The sequence below is a fragment of the Paraglaciecola sp. L3A3 genome, assembly GCF_009796765.1.
GTDB lineage: Bacteria > Pseudomonadota > Gammaproteobacteria > Enterobacterales > Alteromonadaceae > Paraglaciecola.
In genome coordinates, this window is the sequence record NZ_CP047023.1 from 1589511 (window position 1) to 1614635 (window position 25125).

22 protein-coding genes are annotated in these 25125 nt (G+C 37.0%); 17 read left to right on the top strand and 5 right to left on the bottom strand.

The features are described from left to right. Positions 1-44: 44 nt before the first annotated feature. The 11 genes from pseG to GQR87_RS06695 all read left to right on the top strand — a co-directional run bounded on the left by pseG (position 45) and on the right by GQR87_RS06695 (position 9589). Positions 45-1085, top strand: a complete 1041-nt coding sequence (pseG, locus tag GQR87_RS06645) for a UDP-2,4-diacetamido-2,4,6-trideoxy-beta-L-altropyranose hydrolase (RefSeq protein WP_158967733.1) — start codon at positions 45-47, stop codon at positions 1083-1085. Continuing rightward, entirely contained in the window at positions 1082-1666 is a 585-nt protein-coding gene (gene pseH / locus GQR87_RS06650) for a UDP-4-amino-4,6-dideoxy-N-acetyl-beta-L-altrosamine N-acetyltransferase (RefSeq protein ID WP_233267409.1), read from the top strand. Before pseG ends, pseH begins: the two co-directional genes overlap by 4 nt. 8 nt (positions 1667-1674) lie before the next feature. Beyond that, the gene (locus tag GQR87_RS06655) at positions 1675-1929 is read left to right on the top strand and encodes an acyl carrier protein (RefSeq protein WP_199271697.1); all 255 of its coding nucleotides are present in this window, start codon (positions 1675-1677) and stop codon (positions 1927-1929) included. A gap of 5 nt (positions 1930-1934) precedes the next feature. Then, positions 1935-3245, top strand: a complete 1311-nt coding sequence (locus GQR87_RS06660; RefSeq protein ID WP_158967735.1) for a class I adenylate-forming enzyme family protein — start codon at positions 1935-1937, stop codon at positions 3243-3245. A 16-nt stretch (positions 3246-3261) separates the two neighbouring features. Then, the gene (locus tag GQR87_RS06665; protein ID WP_158967737.1) at positions 3262-3987 is read left to right on the top strand and encodes an SDR family NAD(P)-dependent oxidoreductase; all 726 of its coding nucleotides are present in this window, start codon (positions 3262-3264) and stop codon (positions 3985-3987) included. 89 nt (positions 3988-4076) lie between these two features. Beyond that, positions 4077-4982 (top strand): LicD family protein, encoded by a 906-nt coding sequence (locus GQR87_RS06670; RefSeq protein WP_158967739.1) that lies wholly within the window; start codon positions 4077-4079, stop codon positions 4980-4982. Continuing rightward, the gene (locus GQR87_RS06675) at positions 4983-5441 is read left to right on the top strand and encodes an adenylyltransferase/cytidyltransferase family protein (RefSeq protein ID WP_158967741.1); all 459 of its coding nucleotides are present in this window, start codon (positions 4983-4985) and stop codon (positions 5439-5441) included. 7 nt (positions 5442-5448) lie between these two features. Then, complete coding sequence (locus GQR87_RS06680; protein ID WP_158967743.1) at positions 5449-6471, top strand: stealth family protein; 1023 nt, start codon at positions 5449-5451, stop codon at positions 6469-6471. Further along, positions 6464-7975, top strand: a complete 1512-nt coding sequence (locus tag GQR87_RS06685) for a glycosyltransferase (RefSeq protein ID WP_158967745.1) — start codon at positions 6464-6466, stop codon at positions 7973-7975. The genes GQR87_RS06680 and GQR87_RS06685 overlap by 8 nt, the downstream gene beginning before the upstream one ends. Positions 7976-8306: 331 nt before the next feature. Continuing rightward, positions 8307-8990 carry a hypothetical protein gene (locus GQR87_RS06690; RefSeq protein ID WP_158967747.1) on the top strand — a complete coding sequence of 228 codons (684 nt, stop codon included), beginning with the start codon at positions 8307-8309 and terminating at the stop codon, positions 8988-8990. Further along, complete coding sequence (locus GQR87_RS06695) at positions 8978-9589, top strand: FkbM family methyltransferase (RefSeq protein WP_158967749.1); 612 nt, start codon at positions 8978-8980, stop codon at positions 9587-9589. The genes GQR87_RS06690 and GQR87_RS06695 overlap by 13 nt, the downstream gene beginning before the upstream one ends. Positions 9590-9640: 51 nt before the next feature. On the opposite strand, the gene GQR87_RS06700 is transcribed toward GQR87_RS06695, so the two are convergent. From GQR87_RS06700 to GQR87_RS06720, 5 genes are all read right to left on the bottom strand, one after another. Then, entirely contained in the window at positions 9641-10744 is a 1104-nt protein-coding gene (locus GQR87_RS06700) for a DegT/DnrJ/EryC1/StrS aminotransferase family protein (protein ID WP_158967751.1), read from the bottom strand. Continuing rightward, positions 10744-11322: an acyltransferase gene (locus tag GQR87_RS06705; protein WP_158967753.1), complete on the bottom strand. Its 579-nt coding sequence runs from the start codon at positions 11320-11322 to the stop codon at positions 10744-10746. Before GQR87_RS06705 ends, GQR87_RS06700 begins: the two co-directional genes overlap by 1 nt. After that, entirely contained in the window at positions 11322-12269 is a 948-nt protein-coding gene (locus GQR87_RS06710; protein ID WP_158967755.1) for a Gfo/Idh/MocA family protein, read from the bottom strand. The genes GQR87_RS06705 and GQR87_RS06710 overlap by 1 nt, the downstream gene beginning before the upstream one ends. Then, a complete protein-coding gene (locus GQR87_RS06715; protein WP_158967757.1) occupies positions 12269-13534 on the bottom strand; it encodes a nucleotide sugar dehydrogenase in 1266 nt (421 codons plus the stop codon). The genes GQR87_RS06710 and GQR87_RS06715 overlap by 1 nt, the downstream gene beginning before the upstream one ends. A gap of 262 nt (positions 13535-13796) precedes the next feature. Further along, on the bottom strand, positions 13797-17336 hold the full coding sequence (locus GQR87_RS06720; RefSeq protein WP_158967759.1) for a 6-hydroxymethylpterin diphosphokinase MptE-like protein: 3540 nt from the start codon (positions 17334-17336) through the stop codon (positions 13797-13799). Between the two features lie 272 nt (positions 17337-17608). Between GQR87_RS06720 and GQR87_RS06725 the strand changes: the two genes are divergently transcribed. The 6 genes from GQR87_RS06725 to fliF all read left to right on the top strand — a co-directional run bounded on the left by GQR87_RS06725 (position 17609) and on the right by fliF (position 25090). After that, positions 17609-18412: a flagellin gene (locus tag GQR87_RS06725; RefSeq protein ID WP_158967761.1), complete on the top strand. Its 804-nt coding sequence runs from the start codon at positions 17609-17611 to the stop codon at positions 18410-18412. 192 nt (positions 18413-18604) lie between these two features. Beyond that, entirely contained in the window at positions 18605-20035 is a 1431-nt protein-coding gene (locus tag GQR87_RS06730) for a sigma-54 dependent transcriptional regulator (RefSeq protein WP_158967763.1), read from the top strand. A 244-nt stretch (positions 20036-20279) separates the two neighbouring features. Beyond that, positions 20280-21455, top strand: a complete 1176-nt coding sequence (locus GQR87_RS06735; protein ID WP_233267410.1) for a PAS domain-containing sensor histidine kinase — start codon at positions 20280-20282, stop codon at positions 21453-21455. 3 nt (positions 21456-21458) lie between these two features. Further along, entirely contained in the window at positions 21459-22805 is a 1347-nt protein-coding gene (locus GQR87_RS06740) for a sigma-54 dependent transcriptional regulator (protein WP_158967767.1), read from the top strand. Between the two features lie 247 nt (positions 22806-23052). Beyond that, entirely contained in the window at positions 23053-23379 is a 327-nt protein-coding gene (fliE, locus tag GQR87_RS06745) for a flagellar hook-basal body complex protein FliE (RefSeq protein ID WP_158967769.1), read from the top strand. Between the two features lie 10 nt (positions 23380-23389). Further along, positions 23390-25090: a flagellar basal-body MS-ring/collar protein FliF gene (gene fliF / locus GQR87_RS06750; RefSeq protein WP_158967771.1), complete on the top strand. Its 1701-nt coding sequence runs from the start codon at positions 23390-23392 to the stop codon at positions 25088-25090. The last annotated feature ends 35 nt before the right edge of the window (positions 25091-25125 follow it).

Genomic DNA, 25125 nt, shown 5'->3' on the forward strand with positions numbered 1-25125 from the left:
GTTGTGCAAAATTTCTTTGTAAAAAAGTAGTTGAGTCATTGCTGATGCGTATAGTATTTCGAGTCGAAGGTTCTCCGCAAATAGGCTTAGGCCATGTTATGCGTTGTATGGCGCTAGCCCAAAGCCTAACTGATAAGCAGCATGACGTTTTTTCTATCATGTCGAAACAATCACAACTATTTTGTCAAAGTAGAGCTGATTGGCCTGGACAAATTATACCCTTAGATATTTTGGAACATCGCAATGAAGCTGAGTATGTTAAACAGCAAGTTATTGATTTAGCGGCTGATTGGTTGTTCTTAGACGGTTATCAATTCGATCAAACATATCGACAATACTTGTGTAGCGAACATTATCAGTTTGCTATTTTTGATGATATTAATAATACGGGTAACTTATTCGCTGATCTTGTGATTAACGGTGCTGATAATGCACAGCAGTTAGATTATCAAACAACGGCAGCCCAAGCTGAATTAGCTATCGGCAGTGATTATCAAGTGTTAAGACAAGAGTTTTTAAACTTGAGTGACAGACAGTGGCCTAGACGTAAAACTCTGACTTTGGTGTTTGGTGGTAGCGACACTTACAATATGACTTTGCTGACTTTACAAGCTTTAGCCAAAAAACATGCTGCGGTGGTTATTCCTATAATCGTGATCACAGGTGCGGCTTATACAAAACTAAATGAGCTGAATGAATTTTTATCCACTAGCGATTTAAATATTACTCACCTACATGATTGTCAAAATATGGCCTCAGTATTAGCGAATTCAAGACTCGCAGTGTCGGCGGCAGGTGGCAGTCAATTTGAGTTATTAGCCTGTGCCACGCCTGCTATTTTATTGGTAGTGGCAGACAATCAAAAGCTGGCTAGCCAACAAGTGGTAAAGCAAGGTTGGTGTCAGGTACTAATTAATCAACAAACCACAGCTGAGCAATTAGTGAATCATTGTTTAGCCTTGTGGCAACAACCCAAGTTGTTAGAGTCTATGCATCAAAAAGCCTTACAACAGCCGGTGAAAGATGGGGCTCAAGCTATCGTTTGTTTGATGACTAGATTATCTCATTTAGAGAAAAACAGATGATAAAAACAGGCCTACCCAGTCATGAATTTAAACCACTAACAGAACAAGAGCTAAAGTTGGTTTGGCAATGGCGTAATAGCCCCCGAATTCAGCAAAATATGCACAATAACCAAATGGTTAAATGGCAAGCTCATTGCAACTGGTTTAAAGGTTTACAAAAAGATAGCAGTCGTCAGTTTTATATTTTGTGGCAGAATCAAAGGCCTATAGGCGTGCTGAATTTTTCAGGGGTAGACACAGCAACCCCCGAGTGGGGCTGTTATTTAGGTGAAACTAACGTATGGCCTGGCAGTGGTATTGTTTTAGAACTCGCCGCTTTAGATTATATCGCCAGCCATAAACAATATACCCATTTACTGGCGCAAGTATTGTCCTTTAATACAGCGGCTAATAAAATGCATAAAATTTTTGAATATAAACAAGTTAGCCAACAGGCAGGGGCTGAGCGTGATGGGCAAAAATTTGATATATTATTTTATCGTTACGAACTTAAACAATGGCTGGTAAAGCGTGAGACTATTCTCACTAAGTTACCTAAAAATATTCGTTTGCTGGCCGCACACATACAATTTTTACAGTAGGGATCATCTTGAATTTAGAACAACAAATAAAAGAAACAATGCAACAGGTAGCTGAATTAGGGGATTGTCAGCTAATTGAACCTATTGAAGGTAATACCTTGTTGTTGGAATGTGGTTTAGATTCCTTAGGATATGCCATGTTAGTGGCTCAACTTGAAGAAGATTTAGGTTACGACCCATTTACTGAATTAGCCATTGAAACCTATCCCAGTACTTTTTCTGAGTTTTTAGCTATTTATCAACAATGTGCCAGTAAAAGATAGTTTATATGGCAAACTTGATGGCTCAATTAGCGATAGAGTCGGCCAAAGGACAAACTTTTTGGGCCGATAAGCAGGTGTCGGTAGCTGATTTAGTGGCTAAAGCTCAGCAAGTTAGATTAGAACAGCCACAACTTTGTGGGCAAAAAGTGCTGTTAACTTATCGTCAGCTAGAAGAATTTTTAGTGGGTTTAATTGCCTTTGATGGTTGGTGTACTGAAATGTATTTATGCCCGCCAGATGTAACAAGCCGCCCTGAAGATGGTGTGCAAGGCTGGTCTTTCAATGAATTAACAGCAGACCAGATAACAACAAGTGCCCAGCAAAATAATGTCGATATAGAAAGCCAACAAACTCTTTGGTATATAGCTACATCAGGCACCACAGGTGAGCCTAAATGGTTTGCACATACTTTCAATTCTTTAACCGCACAGACTAAACACAGTACAAATTTGCAGACATTATGTTGGGCTTTAATGTATCAATGCTTTCGTTTTGCTGGCTTACAAGTGGTATTACAAGCTCTGCTCAGTGGTGCAGATTTAGTGGATGTCACAGCTTACGAGCCTTTAAGTCAGTTAGCATTAATGCAAAAAAACAAGGTTACTGCTGTATCGGCTACACCTAGTTTATGGCGACAACTCTTGATGACTAAGCAATTATCACAACTGAGTTTAAGTCATATCACCTTAGGCGGTGAAATTGTTGACCAAAGCTTGTTAGAGCAGCTGACTCGCCTATTTCCTCAGGCACGCATTCGTCATATTTATGCCTCTACCGAAGCAGGCGTGGGCTTTGTGGTAAGTGATGGTAAGGCTGGATTTCCGCTAAGTTGGCTGAATAATAGCGATTTATCTGTGGCGCTAAAAATATCTGATGAACAACATTTACTTGTGAAACCCAAAGAGCAGAGTTCAACTCTATCGACTATTAAGGTGGATGAACAAGGTTTTATGGATACACAAGATAGAGTGGAAGTGATTAATGACCGAGTGCTATTTTTAGGCCGAGCAACCGGCACCATTAATGTGGGTGGCAATAAAGTGCATCCAGAAAAAGTGGAACAAGTATTGTTGAGCTGTGAAGGCATTAGCCAAGCTCGAGTGTATGCTAAAAAAAGTCCGTTAATGGGCGAGTTAGTGGTGGCAGATATTGTGTTATTTGATAACTCAGATATGGCTAGGCTAGATGCTGTTAGTATTAAAAGGCAGGTGATTAATGATTGCAAAAATCAATTGCAACGTTTTGAAATTCCTACCAAAATCACTGTGGTTGAGATTATAGATCATAACTTAAGTGGTAAACTTAATCGAAAGTAAAACAGGAAGTAAAAGCATGACTGATTATGTGATAGTCACAGGTGCAAGCAAAGGCTTGGGCTTAGCGATTTGTAAACAAGCCTTAACTGCTGGTTATGCTGTGGTGGCTATCGCCAGAACTTTCACTGATGAGTTACAAAGCCTGACCGAATCGACGCCAGAGCAGTGTCATTATATACAAGCCGACTTGGCTGATTTAGATTATATCCCCGTACTTTGCCGACAAATTATCCAACAATTCGGTAGACCTTATGGCTTAGTTAATAATGCCGCTGTAGGGCACGACGGCGTTTTAGCGACTATGCCAAATAACGAAATAGACAATGTGATGCGTTTAAATGTGCAATCGCCTATGTTATTGAGCAAGTATTTATTGCGCTCTATGTTACTTAATCGAACCGGGCGAATTATCAATATTTCATCGATTATTGCTAAAACGGGATTTAACGGGTTAAGTGTTTATGCCGCGAGTAAAGCGGCTCTTGAAGGGTTTACTAAGTCGTTAGCCAGAGAAGTAGGCAAAGCCGGTATTACAGTCAATTGTGTGGCCCCCGGTTATATGCAAACTGATATGACAGATAGCCTACAAGGTGACAAACTGGCGACCATTAAACGCCGTAGTCCTTTGGGGAAATTAGCCACAGTAGAAGATGCCGCTGCCATGGTAGTCTTTTTGTTGAGTGATAAAGCATCGTCAATTACCGGTACAGTGATGACAGTCGATGCCGGAAGCACTGCTTAGGTCGCTTGTTAGATTAAAGTCAAAACAGTACTAGCCGATAATTAATTATGCTTAAAGCTAGAGCCGCCTTATCTTAAAAGGAAGAACATATGCAGAGTACGCTTAATCGAGGGACAAAAGTTGTAATATTTGGCGCAAGTTTGTCTGGTCGTTCTGCATTGTCTGCTATATCTGAACACTATGATGTTTTGGCATTTGTTGATAATGATAGTAAAAAATATGGCACTAACATTTCCAGTATCCCCATTATTTCTCCTACAGATATCGCAGGGCTGAAGCCCGATAAAATTTTGATTGCTAGTGAGTTTTTTGAACAAATACAAAGCCAGTTAAAACAGTTAGTTCCGCATATAGAGGTTGAAGTATTACCCGCACGACAGATTAAACCGATACAGCTTAAAAACTCTCATAGGCAGGGGCAAACCGCAGTAGACTTGTTATTAATGCTATCTGAAAATTTAAAAACACATGAGGTGCCTCATTATATTGATGCCGGTACTTTACTGGGGGTGTATAGAGACAATGCACTTATCCCGTGGGATGACGACCTAGATTTTTCCATTGATGCAAATTATTTGGATATCAGTATAAAGGTGATTGAACAACAATTACCCAAATTGCTTGCATTAACTGGCGTGACTTGGACTTTAAACAAATATGTCAATCAGCAAGCTTTTGGAGCTGTGTCGATCGGTGCTATTCGTGCCCTTAAATTATTGCCTGATGATGACTCTGGGGCTTTTCCTGGCATCGACTTTTTTGTTAAATATATCCAGGGAGAATATATGGACTATTGTTTAGCTTCCCGCGGTTTTCGGATGCCAGCTAAACATTTTAGTGATCTTCAAAGCCATTCATTTTCTGGTGGTACAGTCTCTTTACCTAGCAATGTTGCAGCGTATTTACAAAGTCACTATGGTGAATGGCAAGTCCCGCAAAAAGATTGGTCATTAAGTGACGTTAAATCTGCAACTGTATTTACCGCTGAGAGTTAAATGAAAACAATTATTACCTATGGCACTTTTGATTTGTTACACATTGGTCATGTGAATATGTTGGAACGCTTGGCTGAGCTTGGAGATAAATTAATTGTCGGTGTTTCTACCGATGAGTTTAACCTTCTTAAGGGTAAACAATGTATTTATGGTTATGCAGAAAGGGCAAAAATAGTGGGGGCGCTAGGCTGTGTTGACCAAGTGATAGCAGAAGATAACTGGGCTCAAAAAGTGTCTGATATTGAGAAGTATCAAGTTGACATTTTTGGCATAGGGTCTGATTGGCAAGGTAAATTTGATGAATTAAAGTCATATTGCGAAGTGGTGTATTTACCTAGAACACCAAGCATTTCAACTACAGATTTGAAAAAAGCCCTTTCTAAAATTGATAGTGCCGCAATTCAACAAATCAAAAGTGGGTTAGATAGTGTGTTAGATATTGTAAAGGCGTTGGAGTAATTTAACCATGAGTCGTTTTTCCTCTCGGAAAATTATTACTAATAACTCCCCAAATGATTTTCCTATCGACTTTGTCATTTTATGGGTTGATGGCAGTGATCCAGAGCATGAACGTAAAAGGTCTAAATATTTGGCCGATTTTCAGCTTGAGTCAGCAGAAAATGCCGAGCAATCGACAGATTTAAAACGTTTTATTCAACATGATGAATTAGTGTATTGTTTACGTTCAATTAAGCAGCATGCTCCCTGGTATAGGAAAATTTATCTAATCACAGATAATCAAATCCCTGAGTTTTTAGATGAAAATAGATTAGGTTTGGATCGTATTGAAATAGTGGATCATAAAGAGTTATTTCAGGGGAAAGAAGAGTTTTTACCTACCTTTAATACTCGCAGTTTAACCACAATGATGCACCATATTAAAGGTTTAAGTGAACATTTTATATATGGGAATGATGATTTTATGCTAGGTAGTTCAGTGACTAAAAGTTTCTTTTACGAAGTAGAACGACCAATTATTTATGCTGATTGGGCAAGCTTTGAAGACGAAGATACTTTGACTTTACATCTTCAAGGTATGATTAATGGTGCGCAATTAGTGGGAGGTGATAAAAAACGATTTCTTATATCGAGTCATGGATTTATCCCTTTAAAAAAGTCGATCATGAATGATTTAGCTGAAACTTATAGTCAAGAATTTAGTAAAAATATTAGATATAAATTTAGACATGAATCGCAGTTTTTGCCTGAATCATTGTTTAATCATTATACAATCAAAAGTGGTGATGGAATTTTAAAGAGTACTGAGCTTATGGTGCACTTTAGTTTCGAGCTTTGTCGTACCGGTTCGTCAGAAAAAATTGAATTTTTATTAGGACTTATCGAACAAGGTAAGCGAAAAATGTTTTGTTTGAATGAATTCCAATCTTTGTATGTGAGATTCCCACAAATAAAAGAATATCTGACGCGAATTTGTGGTTCTGCTTTGTTGAGTGAAGTCCAGAGCGAATTAGAGAGCCGCTATGTCTAAAGTTAAAATGCTGGCGTTTTCACAATCCTTAGAGCTGAGTAAGGCCCATCCTTATTTTTACACTGGTATGGTTGAACCCAATTATTCTGCTTTTACAGAGCAGTTTTCGCTTACAGTTGAGGATGATTTTGATGACCCAGTGGCAAGTATTCATCGAGTACAGCCTGATATTATTATGCTTGATCCTGGTCCTTCTGTGCAGCGCTCCACTCTTCCTGATGCTCAGATTTTAAAAGCCGCCGCTGCGCATAGGCCTATTATTATTTATAGTACTTTGGACGCTCATTATCATAGTCATCATGCGTTGGTTAAATATTTTGAACAATTACAACCAGAGGCTATTTTTAGTCATGACTTTTACCATGATTATTTTCCTGCTAATTGGCGTAATCGACAGGTTTGTGTGCCTAATAGTTATAATCATAAGCTATTTCGTAATCTTGGGATCAAGAAGGATATTGTCTGTGGGTTTTATGGTGCTGGCTTTTTCGGTTCAGGTAGTTATCCATGGCGACAACGTGTGGCAGCTAAAGTCGTTCCGGAATTTCCATCGCATATTTTGCCTAGACCAACAGGTTTACGAGATCATGGAATAACTGGCGAGCCTTTTGTAAAAATAATGAATCGAACCCAGTTTATTTTTGGTTGCACTAGTTTAAAAGATATTCCAGTGAAAAAAATCTTCGAAATACCAGCTTGTGGTGCAATGTTAATGACAAACGAGTCACCTGTTTTAAAAAGTATGGGATTTAAAGATAGAGTGAATTGTTGTTTTGTTGATACCAATAATGTACTTCAAACCATTAGGTATTATCTAGATAATCCAGATGAATATGAAAAGGTGGTAGCTGCTGGACAATTACTAGTTGAAACCCAGAACCGCTCTTATCACAGGCAACATATTTTAAATTGGTGGAATGCGTATCGAACTAAAAAAGCAGAAACAATGGTTGTCCAACAAAATTTGATGGGAGAGTTTGCGGAAATTTCAATTACGCATGATAACACTCATGTTGTGGTGCCAAAAAGTTCAATGACTGTGTCGTTACAGAAAGCCAGAAAGTCATGGTTGGCAGATGATTATCAATCATCTGCGGATGCATATTTAGCTGTAGTGGCAACTTATCCCCTAATGACTGAAGCTGTAATTGGAGCGGTTGGTTCTTTACTTATTCAAAATCAATTATCAGAAGCTGAAACACACATTAGAAAATATTTTGCGGTATTGGATAAGCCTGGAAAATATGTTGAGTTTAGTAAACAGTTAGTGCTTTATGCTGCGTTATTAAAAATAAGATTGGGCGACAATGATGCCGCAGAGCAATTATTGGAAAAACATGGTTTATCGATATTAATACAATATATTAAACAGCCTGTAGATATGTTGGCTGCCATTCTGGCGTTACCTGATGTAGATGACTTTGCTTATTCTCTCACAGCCATACCAGTTGAAAATCGTGAGCTACATTTTCGAAAGGTAATGTGTTTGAAGCTTACTTATTGATTCGCCTTTCCTTAATGCTGATATAGAATTTTTTTGTTTTATGATTTGCAAAAGAAAGTGAGTGTATAAAACATGTTAATGAGAGTTAACCTTAGTAAACTGAGATGAATCTTAGGGGGTAAGGAAAAAGTTATACATAAATTCTAATTACTGGATCAATAAAATAATGAACCAGACTTATAGAGTTAATTACATTAGTTTTATTCAATGTTTATTATTTTCATTGTTCTTTCCTAACTATTTAGAAGTAAAATGAAGCTTCTTGTTGGTATGCTTTATTGTTAAATATGATCGGTTTGAAAATGATATAAATTACCAATAAAGGCTTTATATGAATGAAATGATTAGAACGTTTAATATGGCAACAATGCCCAATAGGTTTAATACATGTATTAAAACTATTGAATCTATATATGATCAAGCAGATATAATTAGGTTATATTTAAATAATTTTGATTCAGTTCCGGAGGAATATATAGATCCTAAAATAATAACTCACCAAGGCAAGGATTTGAAATCTACAGGTAAGTTATTTTGGGCTACAAATGTTAATGAGTATTATTTCTGCGTTGATGATGATCTATATTACCCCCCATCATATGCTGACGATATGATTAATAAATTAAATCAATATAATGACGATATTATCGTTAGTTTACATGGTAAAAATTTACTCGATGGTTATATAGACAGTTATTTCAAAGGTATCAAACATAATTATCGATGCTTAGATAACGTTTCTGAAGATACGTTTGTTGATGTAATTGGAAATGGTGTTAGTTTGTTCAACACAAATAAAATTAAAATTGATTGGCAATATTTTAAGTACCACTATATGGATGATATTATGGTTTCAATTTCTGCATTGAATCAAAGTAAGCGCAGATTAGTTATGAAACATTCGAGTGCTTATTTAAAATATATGAAGCCAAAGGGTCCCACGCTATTCCATGAGTATTCTAAAAATGATAAAACTCAAACTGAAATGGTTAATAGTGTTAATTGGAAGAAATAATTAATATGCATTACGACTTTATAGAAATAGGTACATCTGATTTCAAAACCTTAATTGAGAGTGATAAGGGCATTGGTCTAAGTGTTGAACCTTTAAAATTATACTTAGATAATTTACCAGATAGAGAAAATGTAACTAAAGTAAATTATGGTATATCTAATGTAGTTGGTGAAACTAGTATTTATTATGTTAAACCAGATGATATTGTGAAGTATAATCTGCCTATTTGGGTAAGGGGTTGTAATTCAATAAACGCTCCTCATCCTTCAATTCAATCACTGCTAGGCGACCAGCATGATGAAATTATTACCATAGATGTAGTTAAAATCGTTAATTGGGAAGTACTAATCAAAGAGTATAATATAACCAGTGTTCATTTCCTTAAAATAGACACAGAAGGGCATGATGCTGTCATTCTTAGAGATTATTATGAGAATTGTTTACTCGATGAAAAATTGCTTGCCGAAAGAATAGTTTTCGAAAATAATGTATTAAGTGATGAATTGTTAGTCCAGGACATAATCAGTGACTTCAAAAAACTGGGGTATAGTGGTAAGCAAATTTCTTATGACTATGAATTAATCAAAACTCCATTATAAATATTCATCAAAGATCAACAGCTGTAGTAATAAATAAAAATAATCAGGTTTCTAATCTAATAAACTGCTGATGATCACCTCACATTGATCTTTTGTTAGATAGGGGTGCATAGGTATACTAAATACTCTTTCAGACGCTTGTATTGTTATGTCGCAGGATGAAGATGGGTAATGTTGCAAAGATTGTTGTTTATTGAGCCCAATGGGATAGTAAATACCGTGAGGGATATTATTATGCTGCAAAAGGTTTAGATAGTACTCTCGAGGGTGTTGCCGAGCATAGAGTGTGTATATGGCCCAAGAAGATTGCATGCTAGCGGGTATATTTGGCTTACCGATATGCTCAATAATATTCTCTTGATAATAGGATGCAATGTTTTGCTTTGCTTCAAACTCTTGTTCAAATACGGTTAGTTTTTCAAGTAATATTGCTGCTTGAATTGTGTCTAGCCGACTGTTTAGGCCAATTCTTTCATTGTCGTATTTATGGCTGCCTTTTCCGTGTGAACGTAATGAGCGGCACAGGTATGCTAGCTCATCTTTATTGGTGAAGATTGCGCCTCCATCACCGAAGCAGCCCAAAGGTTTAGCAGGGAAAAAACTGGTTGTTGCAATATCGCCAAAACTTCCCGCTTTTTTTTCATTGATGCTTCCCCCAAAACCTTGGGCTGCATCTTCAATTAGGTACAATCCATATTGCTTACATATTCGTTCGATTTCAGGATAATTTGCTGGCAGTCCAAATAAGTCAACAGCTATGACAGCCTTGGGAATTAAGCCTTTGGTTTTTGCTTCAAGTATACCTTTTTCTAAACTTCTCGGACTGATGTTATATGTGTCTGACTCAATATCCACGAAGTATGGAATGGCTCCAACCAATGGGATCACTTCAGCTGTTGCAAAAAATGAAAATGAAGTTGTGATGACGGTATCGCCAGGTCCAATACCAAGGGCCATCAAGGACAACTGCAATGCATCTGTGCCGTTAGCGCAACTGATGCAGTGTTTTACTCCTACAAAGTCAGCCAACTTTTCTTCGAGTTGATGGACTTCTGGACCCATAATAAATTGGCCGTGATCTAGAACTTTTTTGATCCTATTGTCAATCGCTGGACGTATAGTCTGCAACTGAGTTTTTAAGTCTATAAATTCCACTAACCAACCTTACTGACATTATCATTGTGTAAAATATAGGTTTCACCTGTATGAGGACAAGTTGCTTGGCCTGAACCTGTTAAGGGAAGTTCTAACCTTTCTCCGTATTCGCTCATCCAGCCTATTTTCCTAGCTGGCACACCTACCATTAGTGCGTAATTTGGTACCGACTTATTGATGACGCTGCCAGCGCCAATAAAAGCATAGTTACCTATTTCAACGCCACATACAATTGTACAGTTAGCTCCTAGGGTAGCGCCTTTCTTTACAATAGTTTTGCGAAATTCATGTTTTCGAATAATCGCCGATCGAGGATTATATACATTAGTGAAAACCATAGAGGGACCACAAAATACATCGTCTTCAAGCTCAACACCTTCGTAAATAGACACGTTGTTTTGAACTTTTACGTTATTGCCTAGCAATACGTTGCCACCTACAAATACATTTTGGCCGAGTGAGCAATTATCGCCAATTTTAGCCGATGAACAAACATGAACCCAATGCCAAATATAAGTATTTAAACCAACAATGGCACCCTCATCGACTATGGCGGTTGGATGTATAGTACTTGACATCAATAGTTCATATTCGCAATAAAGGGGTGGCTGAGCTCAGACTCTTGTGACAATGGCATGGTTCGTATACTTGCTACTGTTTCTATGGCAATACGGTTGTCTTCCAGGCCAAAACCTTTGCCTTTGAGTATCTGTTGATAACTTTGAGTGTGCAGGTCGGTAAAACCATCAGAAAACTCCAGTTCCTTCTTATCAATAGTAATACTTCGGTAGGTGCGTTGTCCTTTTAGTTTTACTGTTGCCGGTAGCTCACTTTCATCAGTTGATAAAAACCATCTGACTCGAGCGTTTTCATATTCTAAAAAGCCTGAAGCGACAGTAGGAGTTGACTTGAATAATTTACTATCTTGCAATTCACCAAATAGATAATGCAACATATCGAAGAAGTGAACGCCAATATTGGTAGCTATGCCACCTGATTTAGTTGTGTCTCCTTTCCATGATACCCCATACCAATGGCCTCTTGAGGTAATGTAAGTTAAATCAACATCGTACTTTTTGTTGAGTTGTTGCTTACTGATTTGCTCTTTTAATTGTATGATTGTGGGGTGTAAACGAAGTTGTAAAATGGAGTTTATACGCTGTCCTGATTCTTTCTCAATTTCTTTTAAAGCATCTATATTCCAAGGATTTAATACCAATGGTTTTTCGCAGATAGCATCGCAGCCTGAACGCAGGGCAAAGCGAATATGAGAATCATGTAAATAATTAGGAGAGCAAATAGATATAAGATCGATGCTTGCGTTATTTCTGCGCTGCTTATCAATATGTCGATCAAAACGTTCATATTCAGTAAAAAAATGACAATTTGGGAAGTGGCTATCAATCACACCAACAGAATCACTTGGATCGAGAGCGGCAACTAACTCGTTACCAGTGTCTTTTATTGCTTTCATATGTCGAGGGGCGACAAAACCTGCAGCCCCCATTATTGCAAACTTTTTCATTAGAGCCTCTTATTTATTTGGTCCAAAGGCAGGACTGACTTGAGATCATAAACTAAGCCAGTCTCTTTTAGGTAACTTTTGTACCTAGGCCAATGCTGAATGTATTCATCATGGCCAACAGCTAATATTGCTAAATCGTAATCATTATCTGATAAACGAGTCGTTAACTTTATTCCTAATTTTTCACTTACAACTCTTGTATCGGCAATTGGGTCATGAACTTCAATTTTGCAATTAAATTTCTTAAGCTCAGTTATTATATCTACCACTTTTGAATTTCGTGTATCACCACAATTTTCTTTGAAGGTGATACCAAAAATAATAATTTTTGCACTGTGTACTGGAATATTGTTGGTAGATAGCAATTTAACTGCTTCATTGGCAATAAAGGCTCCCATTGAGTCATTCAAGCGTCTAGCCGCCAATATTATATCCGGGATATAGCCGACTGATTCAGCTTTATGGCAAAGATAGTAAGGGTCAACACTAATACAGTGCCCACCCACAAGACCTGGTTTAAAAGGTATGAAGTTCCATTTTGTCGAGGCAGCATCTAACACTTCTTTAGTGTCTATTTTAAGCACGCTAAATAATTGGGCGAGTTGATTAATGAGTGCAATATTTAAGTCCCGCTGAGTGTTTTCTATAATCTTAGCCGCCTCAGCTATCTTTATTGAGCTAACTTGAAATGTGCCAGCCAGTATAATTTTAGAATATAAAGCGTCTACTTTATTTGCCCATAGAGGGTTAGAACCAGAGGTTACCTTAACAATTTGTGTTATAGGACGTTCAGTATCACCTGGATTTACACGTTCTGGACTATAACCTACGCCAAAATCACTATTGAGTTTTAGGTTTGACACACGGCATAGAATGGGAATGCAGTCATCTTCTGTAGCCCCAGGATAGACAGTTGATTCATAGATGACTAAGTCACCTTTTTTTAAACATTGCCCAACTAATTGACTCGCATTAATTAGGTAGGATAGGTCTGGCTTGTGATCAACTCCAACAGGAGTTGGTAATGTCACAATATAGATTGTGCAAAATTTTATCTCATCAGCTTCGTCACAAATGGTCAAATTAGGGGATTCTTGAAATGCTTCAGTATTCAATTCTCCATTTGAATCTATACCTTTTTTTAACGAATTTGTTCTAGCTTTATCAGTGTCGTAGCCATATGTTGGAAAATGTTTCCCAAATTCCAACGCCAATGGGAGACCAACGTATCCAAGGCCAATAACAGCAATTTTGTATTCTTGCATCGTTTTGCATTTCTCTTTAATTTTAACAGATTTGTATTACCTGTTTAAAAACAAAATATTTTATAAAGCTTAGACTCTACCGTTAGAGGTAAGCTATTAATGTTAATACTCAGTAAATTATATTTACAATTTATTTAATGTTATATCGGCAAAATTAAGCATATCTGAAGGTATCGTTTTAGTTTCACTTATATTCATGACCGAGATTGTATTAGCAGAACTAATCATATGGGCATGTTTTTTATTTACTTAACATATTAATTTATAATTTAAGCTTACCTTCTTGGGCTCTAGCATTGACAAAATTAGTGATTTTTTGTTGATGTACAAATAGTTCTGTTTCTGACATGAGAGTCAATATTAAATTTTTAACTATTAATGGACTAACTATTTTATTTATCCTTGTGCCATTGTTTTTTATTTTTCTTGATTGCTGATTATTTTTTTTAAAAAACAATGAAATGTAAAGGCTATTGTTGAATGATACATATTCTAAATTTGGCTCTTTGAAAAATTTATTTTTCAAATTTATACTCTGCAATGCATTGTATTTAGGAAATATTACATTGCAATTATCCTCGCTTAGACAGGCTAGAATTGCGATTCTAGCCAAAGATATAGGGCAGTTTATTATTGACTTTTCTGCGTTTAATATGGATTTTAGATATGTGACCCCATCATATTTAATAGGAACTTTTTGCTCTGGTTTCACGACTATTACTGTATTTTTTTTCCCTGTGATTTTTGGAAACTTCGGGTTTTCTATACTGTATATTGCATAATCCGGTATTTCTAAAGAGGCATGAAATTGTTGAGGGTTTATTATGTTTTTATTTTTGAGCCAAGAAAACTCATTTGTTAAAATAAAATTTATAATCTCTCCAAATATTGGAGAATCTGTCACAATTAATATTGAACAATTCTCACAGTTATTTTGTAAAATTTTCTTTTCTCTTTTTATTAAACTGAATGACGAAAGGTCGAAATCGTCGAACCCATTTGATGCTAAGACCTGTTTAATTTTCGTCATGTAATTTAGCCACTTTTCTTTTGCCTGATTTACCATTTCAGAAGCAGTAACTAAATTATCTGCAGCATAAATTAATTTACTAAACACCGCATTAGCATAATTCACTGTACCGTAAAGGTAATAAAACAGTAACGAGTTTCCTTTTTGGTAAGACGAGAACAACATTTCTTTTTGTTTGTTAATTATATTTTCTACATCTTCTTTGCTGGTAATTTCATTCTCTAAAAGTTTTTCAAAAGCGCCAAGTTCTGCCATTAATAAATCTTGTGAAAACATTTTTTCAAATTTTTGAAGGTAGTTGTCTAAACCTTTAGATGAAAACACCACGGTTTTTAGTAATTTAAGGGTTTGGTGTTTTTGTTCCTTTGTTGAGACAATTAATAAATTGTCTGGTCTGATAGGTAAGACGCCATTAATTTTGGCGCCATCACTGCAGTTATAAAAAGTTTGATCTTTAGGTTTTGCTGCGGTGACTTGTTCAATCACTTGCCTAGATACTTTGAATTCATGCTTAGTGTTTACTGTAGGACGGAAATTACCGGGTACCACTAATGATGTATTATTTTTTTCTGAGTAATCATAGGTTTCTTGGCCATCTTCTTGATAGTAACCTGAGGATTTAGAGTGGTGATGTTTAACATTAACAAATCCAAGATCCACTCCTAATAAATATATGGTGGTAAAGCCTAGTCGACTAATTAAATCACAGACAAAATTACTGACAGTAGGGAAGGCATTTTGTAGCACTTCATAGTTTTCTCGCCCCAGTACATTTAAAGCCGAAACTGTGGATGACTCACCTTCTTTAAAAGCAACCAATACATCTTTATACAAATCGCAAGTATCGGGGTGAATACCGTTACAAGAAAGTAAGGTGATGTTTTTTAGATAGTCTAAATCACCTATCAATACTGCCCAGTCAAATGTAGAGCGGTTTTGTTCAATCTCGGCATGAAAATCAGGGGTGATGCCATGTCGATGCAAGGCTTGTAAGGCTGTGCCACAACTAACAACAATGGCTTGCCCTTGCCATTCTTTAATAGCTTCAATGGAGCTGTCCAAAGATGGACCATTACCCACAATAAATATCGGTACTTCTTTATCGGTATAACTGAGTTTGTCGGCAGGCTTGGCACTTAGTACGGGTGTTTCTCGTCTCATGCCTTCTTTAGTATGGGCAATACCATAATAAGCATGATCAAAATACTCGCCCATCGAAATAACAACTTGTAATTGTTCACGTAGTTGCGAAATCGCTTTGTTAAGAGAAGCATTATAATAACTTTGGTAAAAATAGGTATTGCTCAGAATATAAGGGCCAATGGAGTAAAACTGGCTAAGTAAATCTCTAAATAAATTAGTACCATCATCACCTATATTTAAATAAATACGGGCATCTGACTGGTCAATTTTTTCGAATATCACTTGCCAGTCAATGGCATGTAGCGAGGCGTAAAAAAAGTCAGTGTTCGGTTCACATAAAAATAATTTCTCGACAGTGTGTTCAGCTAGTAATTTTTCTATTTGGTAACCTACGCCAATACCAAACATGATAATTGAAGCTACGTTGTCTGGTAGTGCCCCTGTTTCATTTTCTGCTTGTGCTAATAATTCTTCTGTTTCTTTGACAAATTGAAAATGAATGTAATGGGCTAATTTGGTGCCAGAATAGCCTAGTATCAAGCCATCTTTATTAGGCTGCTCGTTAAAGTTATCAAAGTTTGCGTCACAATCTGCTTTAGGGTGTTCACCGTACCAAGTGTTTAGTGAATCTTTTTTAATAACATTAATTTCACCATCTTGGTTTTCTATGGGGATCCAAGTTTTAACTTGGTAATTTTTAAATTTTTTATAGATATCAGGAAAGTATTTTTCTAGAGCTGATAAGTTTTTAGCAAATAATGCTGAATTTTGAGAGATGTCTTTATTGTTTTGTAAATCAATGGGCGGCATCCAAACGGGCACGTATTGATTGTAATTTTCGTCTAAGGTAAAACTAACTCCTTGTTCTTTTAATGTTTTCCAAGGTTTTGCTGTGAGTTCTTGATATAGACTATTAAATACTGAGTGGTTGTAATGTTTGTATAAATAAAATCCTTCAATATTTGTATGGGTTTTAAGCTCTTCTAGATCACTGACTAAGTCACGGCCATCTTTTTCAACCTGCAGAAATAATTGGGTGCCTTTAGCTTTTGCTAACTCAAAAATTGTATTCCATTCGGTGACTAAGGTCGAACATTTAAAGTACTGGGCTTGCGGTTCATAAATAATAAGGTATTTGATGGTTTTGTTTTGCATCAGGTCGACTAGATGTAAGCCTAGGCCACAGCCTAGAACCACTAAGCACTCAATTTCATTTGGTGCCGGACCAAATGATGAGTAATTAATATAACCTTGGCTAGCCAGTAAATCTGTCGCATTTTCACAGGTATCTTGAATTGTCGACTTAGTATGCTCTGCTGAAAATGGAAAATACGGGGCATGTTGATTGAATGATTGAATTTGCTTTTGTATTTCGTCTTTAGGGTGAAAACCATAAAGTGTTCTACCCAAACCGTAATCAACTATATTTATTTCCCCAAATTTATTACAAAAAATAGAGTGGTTTTGTAATTCAGAAGAACGAATTAATGGCATCAGTGAAGGGATGTTACGGGTAAAACTGTTTAAGTTGTTTTTTTGACATTCTAAAATAGACGCTGCTAATTTTTCGTCTAGTAATTTTTGTTTATCATCATCTTTTTCAATATGTAGTCGTATATTTTTCAGCATGTTTTTATGGACTCTATAAAAGTTAGCAACTAAACGTTAAACAGCGTTTATTAATCAATCACTTAGTTGATAATTATTCTACTCGTAGTAAAGCAAAAAACTAGGTATTTGCAGACTATTATTTGTAATAAAGATAATTAAAGTGTCTGTATGGGGGAATGTATTGCCGTTACGTTTAAATAATCATTCCTTTTATAAATTCACATACCTTTTATGTGCTTACTTTTTGTGCAGTAATTTGTTATTGTCTAGGTAGGTAGATGGGGAAGATTATGATTAAATTTGATAACAATGTAGGTACTTCTTTATTACAGCAAGTACAGAATAAACAAGAATCAATTCTTGAAAAATTGTCATCTGGAAAACGTGTTAATAGTGCGGCTGATGGTGCAGCTGCGCAACAAATCATCGATCGCTTAACTTCGCAGGTTGAAGGGACTCGTCAGGCTGTTTCTAATGCTTATGATGGTGTGTCTTTAGCGCAAGTGGCTGAAGGTGGGCTGTCTGGGATTGGTGAAGATGTAAACCGTATTCGTGAATTATCTGTACAAGCGGGTAATGGTATATTGAGTGATGCTGACAGAAGTGCGATTCAATCTGAAGTCACCCAGCTACAAGAAAATATTTCGCAAACTATTAAAAATACAGAATTTGGTGGTAAATCATTATTAAGTTCTGATGGTAATATTGATTTTCAAATAGGTGCGAATGCAGGACAAAAAATTGGCGTGCAAACACAAGATGTTGCCGCTGGCTTAAACGATATTTTAAATGTAGATTTAACTACCGCACAAGGCGCTGAAGATGCATTAGCGGCTGCTGATAGTGCGGTGGAATATGTCGGTAGTGCTCGTGCTGATTTAGGTGCCACGCAAAATCAATTTGAAAGTGCCGCCAGAAATTTACAACAAACAGATATAAATGTTGCAGCAGCAAGAAGTCGTATTCAAGATACAGATTATGCGCAAGCTACATCTGAAAATGTTGCGGCAGGCATTTTAAGTGATGCCAACATTGCAGTACAAAGCATGGCAAACCAGCAGGCAGGGCAGGTATTGTCTTTATTAAATGGTTAGTTTGAAATTCCTAATCATTTTAAAAGAGTAGCCATGCTGCTCTTTTTTTTGCTTAAATTAAATACGATTATTTTCTCTGCTACATTTCCGGTAATTAATTTACTTTAAATTTTATTGCTATCCAGCCTTGAATGGTTAAAATCGTATGTAATACAGTTAATTATAATAAAGTTCATAAAACTGAGGGATAGTATGAGTCAAATTCTGATTATTAGTTCTGATGAAATGAGAGCCAATAATCTAAGTACTATTTTAGCATTTTTGGGGGAAGTTTCTGTTTCTGTCACATTCGCTGCTGCGATAGACACTTTACAGAATAGAGCCGAAGTAAGCTCAGTGCTAATTGACGCCTCTAATTATGAACTAGCAACCGATATAAGTGAGAAGTTTCCTCGCCAACCTTTTATTTTTGTGGGCAACTTTGACTCATTTGAAACTAAAGGGAATATTGTTGGTGCTGTCGACGAGCCTGTCACTTACCCGATCCTTACGCAAATGTTACACCGCTGCCAAGAATATAAAAGACTGCAGCCCAATACTAAAACCAGTGTTAATAATAAGACACGTTTGTTTCGCAGCTTGGTTGGTAAGAGTGACGAAATCCAAAGTGTTAGGCATCTAATTGAACAAGTCGCTCCTACTGAAGCGAATGTTTTAGTATTAGGCGAATCTGGAACAGGTAAAGAAGTGATTGCTCGCAATGTACACTTTTTATCCAATCGTACAGATAGTATCTTTGTTCCTGTTAACTGTGGTGCTATTCCTGGTGAGTTGTTAGAAAGTGAATTGTTTGGTCATGAAAAAGGCGCTTTTACTGGCGCGATAAGTTCTCGCAAAGGCCGTTTTGAATTAGCTGAAGGCGGTACGCTGTTCTTAGATGAAATAGGCGATATGCCTTTACAAATGCAAGTTAAATTGTTGCGTGTATTACAAGAGCGAACCTATGAAAGGGTAGGTGGTACTAAACCTATTAAATGTGATGTGCGAGTGATTGCTGCCACTCACCGTAATTTAGAAACTATGATTGAAGAGGGGCAATTTAGGGAAGACTTGTATTATCGTCTGAATGTTTTTCCTATAGATAGCCCTGCATTACGTGAGCGAAAAGAAGATATTCCCTTATTGTTACAAGAGCTTGTTTCCCGTCTAGAAGGAGATAATGCAAGAATTAAGTTCACCGAAAATGCGTTAACTTCTTTAATGGAGCATCAGTGGGCAGGGAATGTTCGTGAGCTTTCAAATTTAGTTGAAAGGTTAATGATTCTATATCCGAATCGTTTAATCGATCTTACTGATTTACCCAGTAAATATAAACATATTGATGCAGAAACTTATGAACCTGATTATCCTGAAGAACTTTTGGAACGAGAAGCGATTAATGCCGCTTTTGGTGCTAGCTCTGAAGAAGATGAAGATGAACTGCAAAGTGAACTGTCTTTATCAACCGAGCTTCCTTCTGATGGCTTAAATTTAAAAGAATATATTTCGGAGTTAGAAATTAGTTTAATTAGCCAAGCACTTGAGCAACAAGATTGGGTTGTCGCTAGGGCTGCCGATGCCTTGGGTATGCGTAGAACTACATTGGTCGAAAAAATGCGTAAGTACGAAATTAGTAAAGCATAACCCCCCAATTTTTATCTCCCCTTATCTTTATCTCGCCGATTACCATCGGCTTTATCCCCTCCTGTATATATTTTTGTCCCTTGAAAATATTGTAATTGTCATTTCATTGACGTTTGATAATTCTATGAAATTCATGTAATTAATTGAATTATATAGGTATTTTTATTGGCATGAGATGTGCTTTAGTCTCCATGTAATTATTCTGTCTAAGTTTTGACACGAGGAATATATGGGGATACCAAATATGTTAGTTGATACAGGTTTACATTCATCTTCGGACTATCGTTGTTCTGGGCTAAATGATCTATTTCAAAATACAAGCTCAGAAGTGGATAATAATGAGTTGGAGTCTCTGCGTTCACAAGCTAATCGGCTAGAACATTTATTGCAAGTTATGCCCGCAGGTGTAGTCGTGGTGGATGGTAAAGGTGTGGTTAAACAATCAAACGATTTAGCAAAAGATCTATTAGGTGAACCATTAGAAGGCCAGTTGTGGCGTACTATTATTCTTAGATCCTTTAAACCTCAAGCCGATGATGGTCATGAAGTGTCATTACATGATGGGCGTAAAGTTAAATTGTCGATTACCCCATTAATTAAAGAACCAGGTCAACTAATTGTCTTGACTGACTTAACTGAAACTCGTCAATTACAACAACGTATTGGTCATCTGCAAAAATTATCTTCTCTAGGGAAAATGGTGGCTTCATTGGCTCATCAAATTCGAACTCCTTTATCAGCAGCTATGCTATATGCGGCAAACTTATCCAATGGGACATTGAATAAATCCTCGCGAGATAAATTCAGTGATAAATTAATCTCACGTTTACGGGATCTAGAAAGCCAGGTGAATGACATGTTGTTGTTTGCTAAAAGTGGCAAAGAGCAAGTTGTCACAGAAATATCCTTACAAAACCTATTGAATGAAGTACAGCAAGGTAGTGATGCCATGGTACTCAGACATAAAGCTAAATTAGTACTGTTATTGCCAGATCCTGATGTGGTTATTTTAGGTAATAAAACTGCACTGTGTGGAGCCATACAAAATCTGATCCACAACGCCCTAGAAGTTATCCCTGATAATGCTGTTATTACACTAGCTGCAAATTTAGATACTACTAAACCTGATTGGGTAAACTTATCAGTTTCTGATAATGGACCTGGTGTGAGTGAAGTGGTTAGGGAGCAAGTGTTTGAACCATTTTATACCACTAAAAGTAACGGTACTGGTTTAGGATTAGCCGTAGTGAAAGGCGTGGCTCAATCACACCAAGGCAAAGTAAAAGTGTCGAATACTGCTGATGGTGGCGCAAGTTTTACCATTTGTTTACCCACTTTCAATCAACATAATTCTAGCGAGAAAGATGTTGTCTACGCTAACAATTCTCAAAAATATACAGCCGATGCGGCGAGGAGCTAGAAAATGACTCAAGCCAAAATTTTAATAGTTGAAGATGATGCAGGGTTGCGAGAAGCTTTAGTGGATACACTATTGTTGGGCAATTATCATGTAGTAGAAGCTGACAGTGGTGAGCAGGCATTAATTAAACTATCTGAACAAAATATTGATTTAGTGGTAAGTGATATTCAAATGGGTGGTATGAGTGGTTTATTACTGCTGAAGAATATTAAAACCAAATACCCCAATTTACCAATATTGCTCATGACCGCCTATGCCACTATTGACGATGCTGTACAAGCTATGCGAGATGGCGCTACTGATTATTTGTCGAAACCTTTTGCCCCTGAAGTGTTATTAAACCTTGTTGGACGTTATGCGCCTGCGCAAAAAGTAGAATCAAGAACGCCAATTGTAGATGATCCTAGTAGTATTCAATTATTAGATTTAGCTAAAAAAGTAGCTCGCTCTGATGCGTCCGTTATGGTCTTGGGCCCTAGTGGATCTGGTAAAGAAGTGTTAGCTAGATTTATCCATGATCAATCACCCAGAAATGAAAAACCATTTGTGGCGATAAATTGTGCTGCGATCCCAGAAAATATGCTAGAAGCTACCTTATTTGGTTACGACAAAGGTGCATTTACCGGTGCTTTACAAGCCTGCCCAGGTAAATTTGAACAAGCTCAAGGTGGCACTATTTTACTGGATGAAATCAGTGAAATGGACCTAAGTTTACAAGCCAAGTTATTACGTGTGTTACAAGAAAAAGAAGTTGAGCGCTTAGGTAGTCGTAAAACTATTTCTTTAGATGTACGTGTTGTAGCAACCAGTAACCGCAATATTAAACAAACTGTTGAGGCGGGTGAATTCAGAGAAGATTTATATTATCGCCTAAATGTATTCCCTTTAACTTGGTTACCACTGGATAAACGAGCGGGTGACATAGTTCCTTTAGCAGAGCATTTAATCGAACGCCATTGCCAAAAACAAGGCAGTGTTATCCCAAAACTGACAGCGGCTGGTCGTAGTAAGTTATTGCAACACAGCTGGCCTGGTAATGTGCGAGAGTTAGAAAATGTTATTCAGCGAGCGCTTATTTTAGCTGATGGTCAACAAATTGATGCGATTGATTTGATGATCGAACAAGAGGTTTCCTCATCACCAGCTATAGGTGATTCGCAAATAGTGGAAGAAGATAGCAGTAAACTAGGCTCAGAATTACGTCAGCAAGAACATCAAATTATTCTGGATACTTTGCAAAGTTGCAAAGGTCGTAGAAAAGATGTTGCTGAGCGTTTAGGTATTAGTCCACGTACTCTAAGATATAAATTAGCAAAAATGCGTGAAGTAGGTATTGAATTACCTGCCTAATGAGTCCATTAATTTTTATATAGCGTCACCATCACTCTCCCTTTAGTCGCCAGTTAAGGCGACTTTTTTTATCTGCTTTATTGGTTGTTTGTCAATATTATGACGCTCCATTCTATCTTTTTTGGTTTTTAAGTCATTGATATTTATGGTTTATTTTTATATTTGTCACTTTATGATAATTTGGCATTTACTTTGCTTTTACTTGTATTAATTCGCAATTTAAAGTTACTAGTTACCGGGGTATGTCATGGATATAAAAGCACAGTCTCTTTACCAAGAAATGCAAAGTATGGCCGCTCAAAGCAAAATGGATTTTGGGACGCCTGAAGCTATTCAAGGGAATCCTTCCTCGCAAAACTTTGCAGATTTATTAGGTAATGCACTTGATACCGTAAATAGTATGCAACTTGAAGCAAAAGACAAAGCAATTGCCTTTGAAATGGGTGATAAGAGTTTAAGTTTGGCTGATGTCATGGTTGCTAAAGAAAAATCAAGCATCGCCTTCGAAGCAACAATACAAGTTAGAAATAAAGTATTGGAAGCTTACAAACAAATCATGAACATGCCGGTTTAGGAGCTAAAAAGTGGCTGAAGCAGCGAGTACAGAGTTAGCTGTATCTGACATGAATACTGATATGTATTCTGACGATTCAACAGCAGAACAAAAACCAGGGTTTATGGACTCGGTGGGAAATACTGATTTTATTCGTCAGGTGACCTTAGTTGTCGCTTTAGTCATTTGTGTAGCCATTGCCGTATTTATTTTAATGTGGGCGCAGGAGCCTGATTATCGTCCTTTGGCGACTATGGAAACGCAAGAGTTAATTGAAACTCTTGATTATCTTGATCAAGCGCAAATAGATTATGTACTTGAAGGTAACACAATCAAGGTGGCGAGCGATGAATATCAAAACATTAAGTTAGGTTTAGCTAGACAAGGTTTAAACCAAACTGAATCTGCTGGTGCTGATATTATCATGCAAGATATGGGGTTTGGGGTCAGCCAGCGAGTTGAAAAAGAACGGTTAAAACATGCTCGAGAGCAACAAGTTGCTAGTACTATTGAAGAAATAAGTGCCATTTCAAGAGCTAAAGTATTATTAGCTCTACCTAAAGAAAATGTTTTTGCTCGAAGAGAAAAGCAAGCAAGCGCTACTGTGGTTATTACACCTAGACGTGGAGCTATCATCACCAGCGAAGAAGTAAATTCAATAATAGATATAGTTGCTTCTGCGGTACAAGGACTTGAACCAGATCGAGTGACTGTTACTAACAGCAATGGACGTTTATTAAATTCGGGGTCTCAAGGTGCTGAAGCGGCACGTTCGCGTAAAGAATACGAAATAGAGAAAAAACGTGAACAAGAATATATAGAAAAAATTGACTCAATTTTGATCCCTGTTTTGGGATTAGGAAAATATACTGCTCAAGCAGATGTCACTATGGATTTCACCTCCGTTGAACAAACCCAGCGTAGCTATAATCCTGATTTACCTGCAGTCAGAAGCGAAATGACAGTAGAAGATAATAGTATCGGTGGTGTGATAGCAGGGATTCCTGGGGCATTAACTAATCAGCCGCCGCTTGATTCAAATATTCCTGAAGTGGCAAATAGCAATACGACTCAATCAACACCGGGTCGTAGCCATAAAGAAGAAACTCGAAATTACGAATTAGACACCACTTTCAGTCATACTAAACAACAAGTTGGTGTGATCCGTCGTTTAAGCGTATCAGTTGGACTAGACTATATTAATTCTGTAGCTGAAGATGGTTCTGTTACCTCTACGCCAAGAACCCAAGCTGAACTTTTAGATATTCGTCGACTATTACAAGGTGGGATTGGTTTTGATGTGACTCGCGGCGATTCCCTTGAAGTGGTGAGTATTCCCTTTAGTCGCCTTGATGATGTGGTGGTTGAAGATTTACCATTCTGGGAAGATCCTACCTTTTTACCTATGCTCAAGTTAGGTGGTGGGCTTTTCATTATCTCATTATTGATTTTATTTGTTGTCAGACCTATGGTTCGCAAGTTGATTTATCCTGACGAAATAAAAGTTAATGAAGATGATGCAGACGAAGGATTAGATTTAGGCGATGAAACTATTAGTTTATTAGCTGAGGAATTTGATGAGTCGCAAGTAGGCTTTGCAGCAGATGGTACTTTTATGTTGCCAGATCTTCATAAAGACGAAGATGTATTAAAAGCGGTACGTGCCTTAGTGGCAAATGAACCAGAATTATCATCCCAAGTAGTGAAAAATTGGATGTTGTTAGATGATTAATCTAGGTTCAATTTTAAATCAGTGGATTAAGGGCT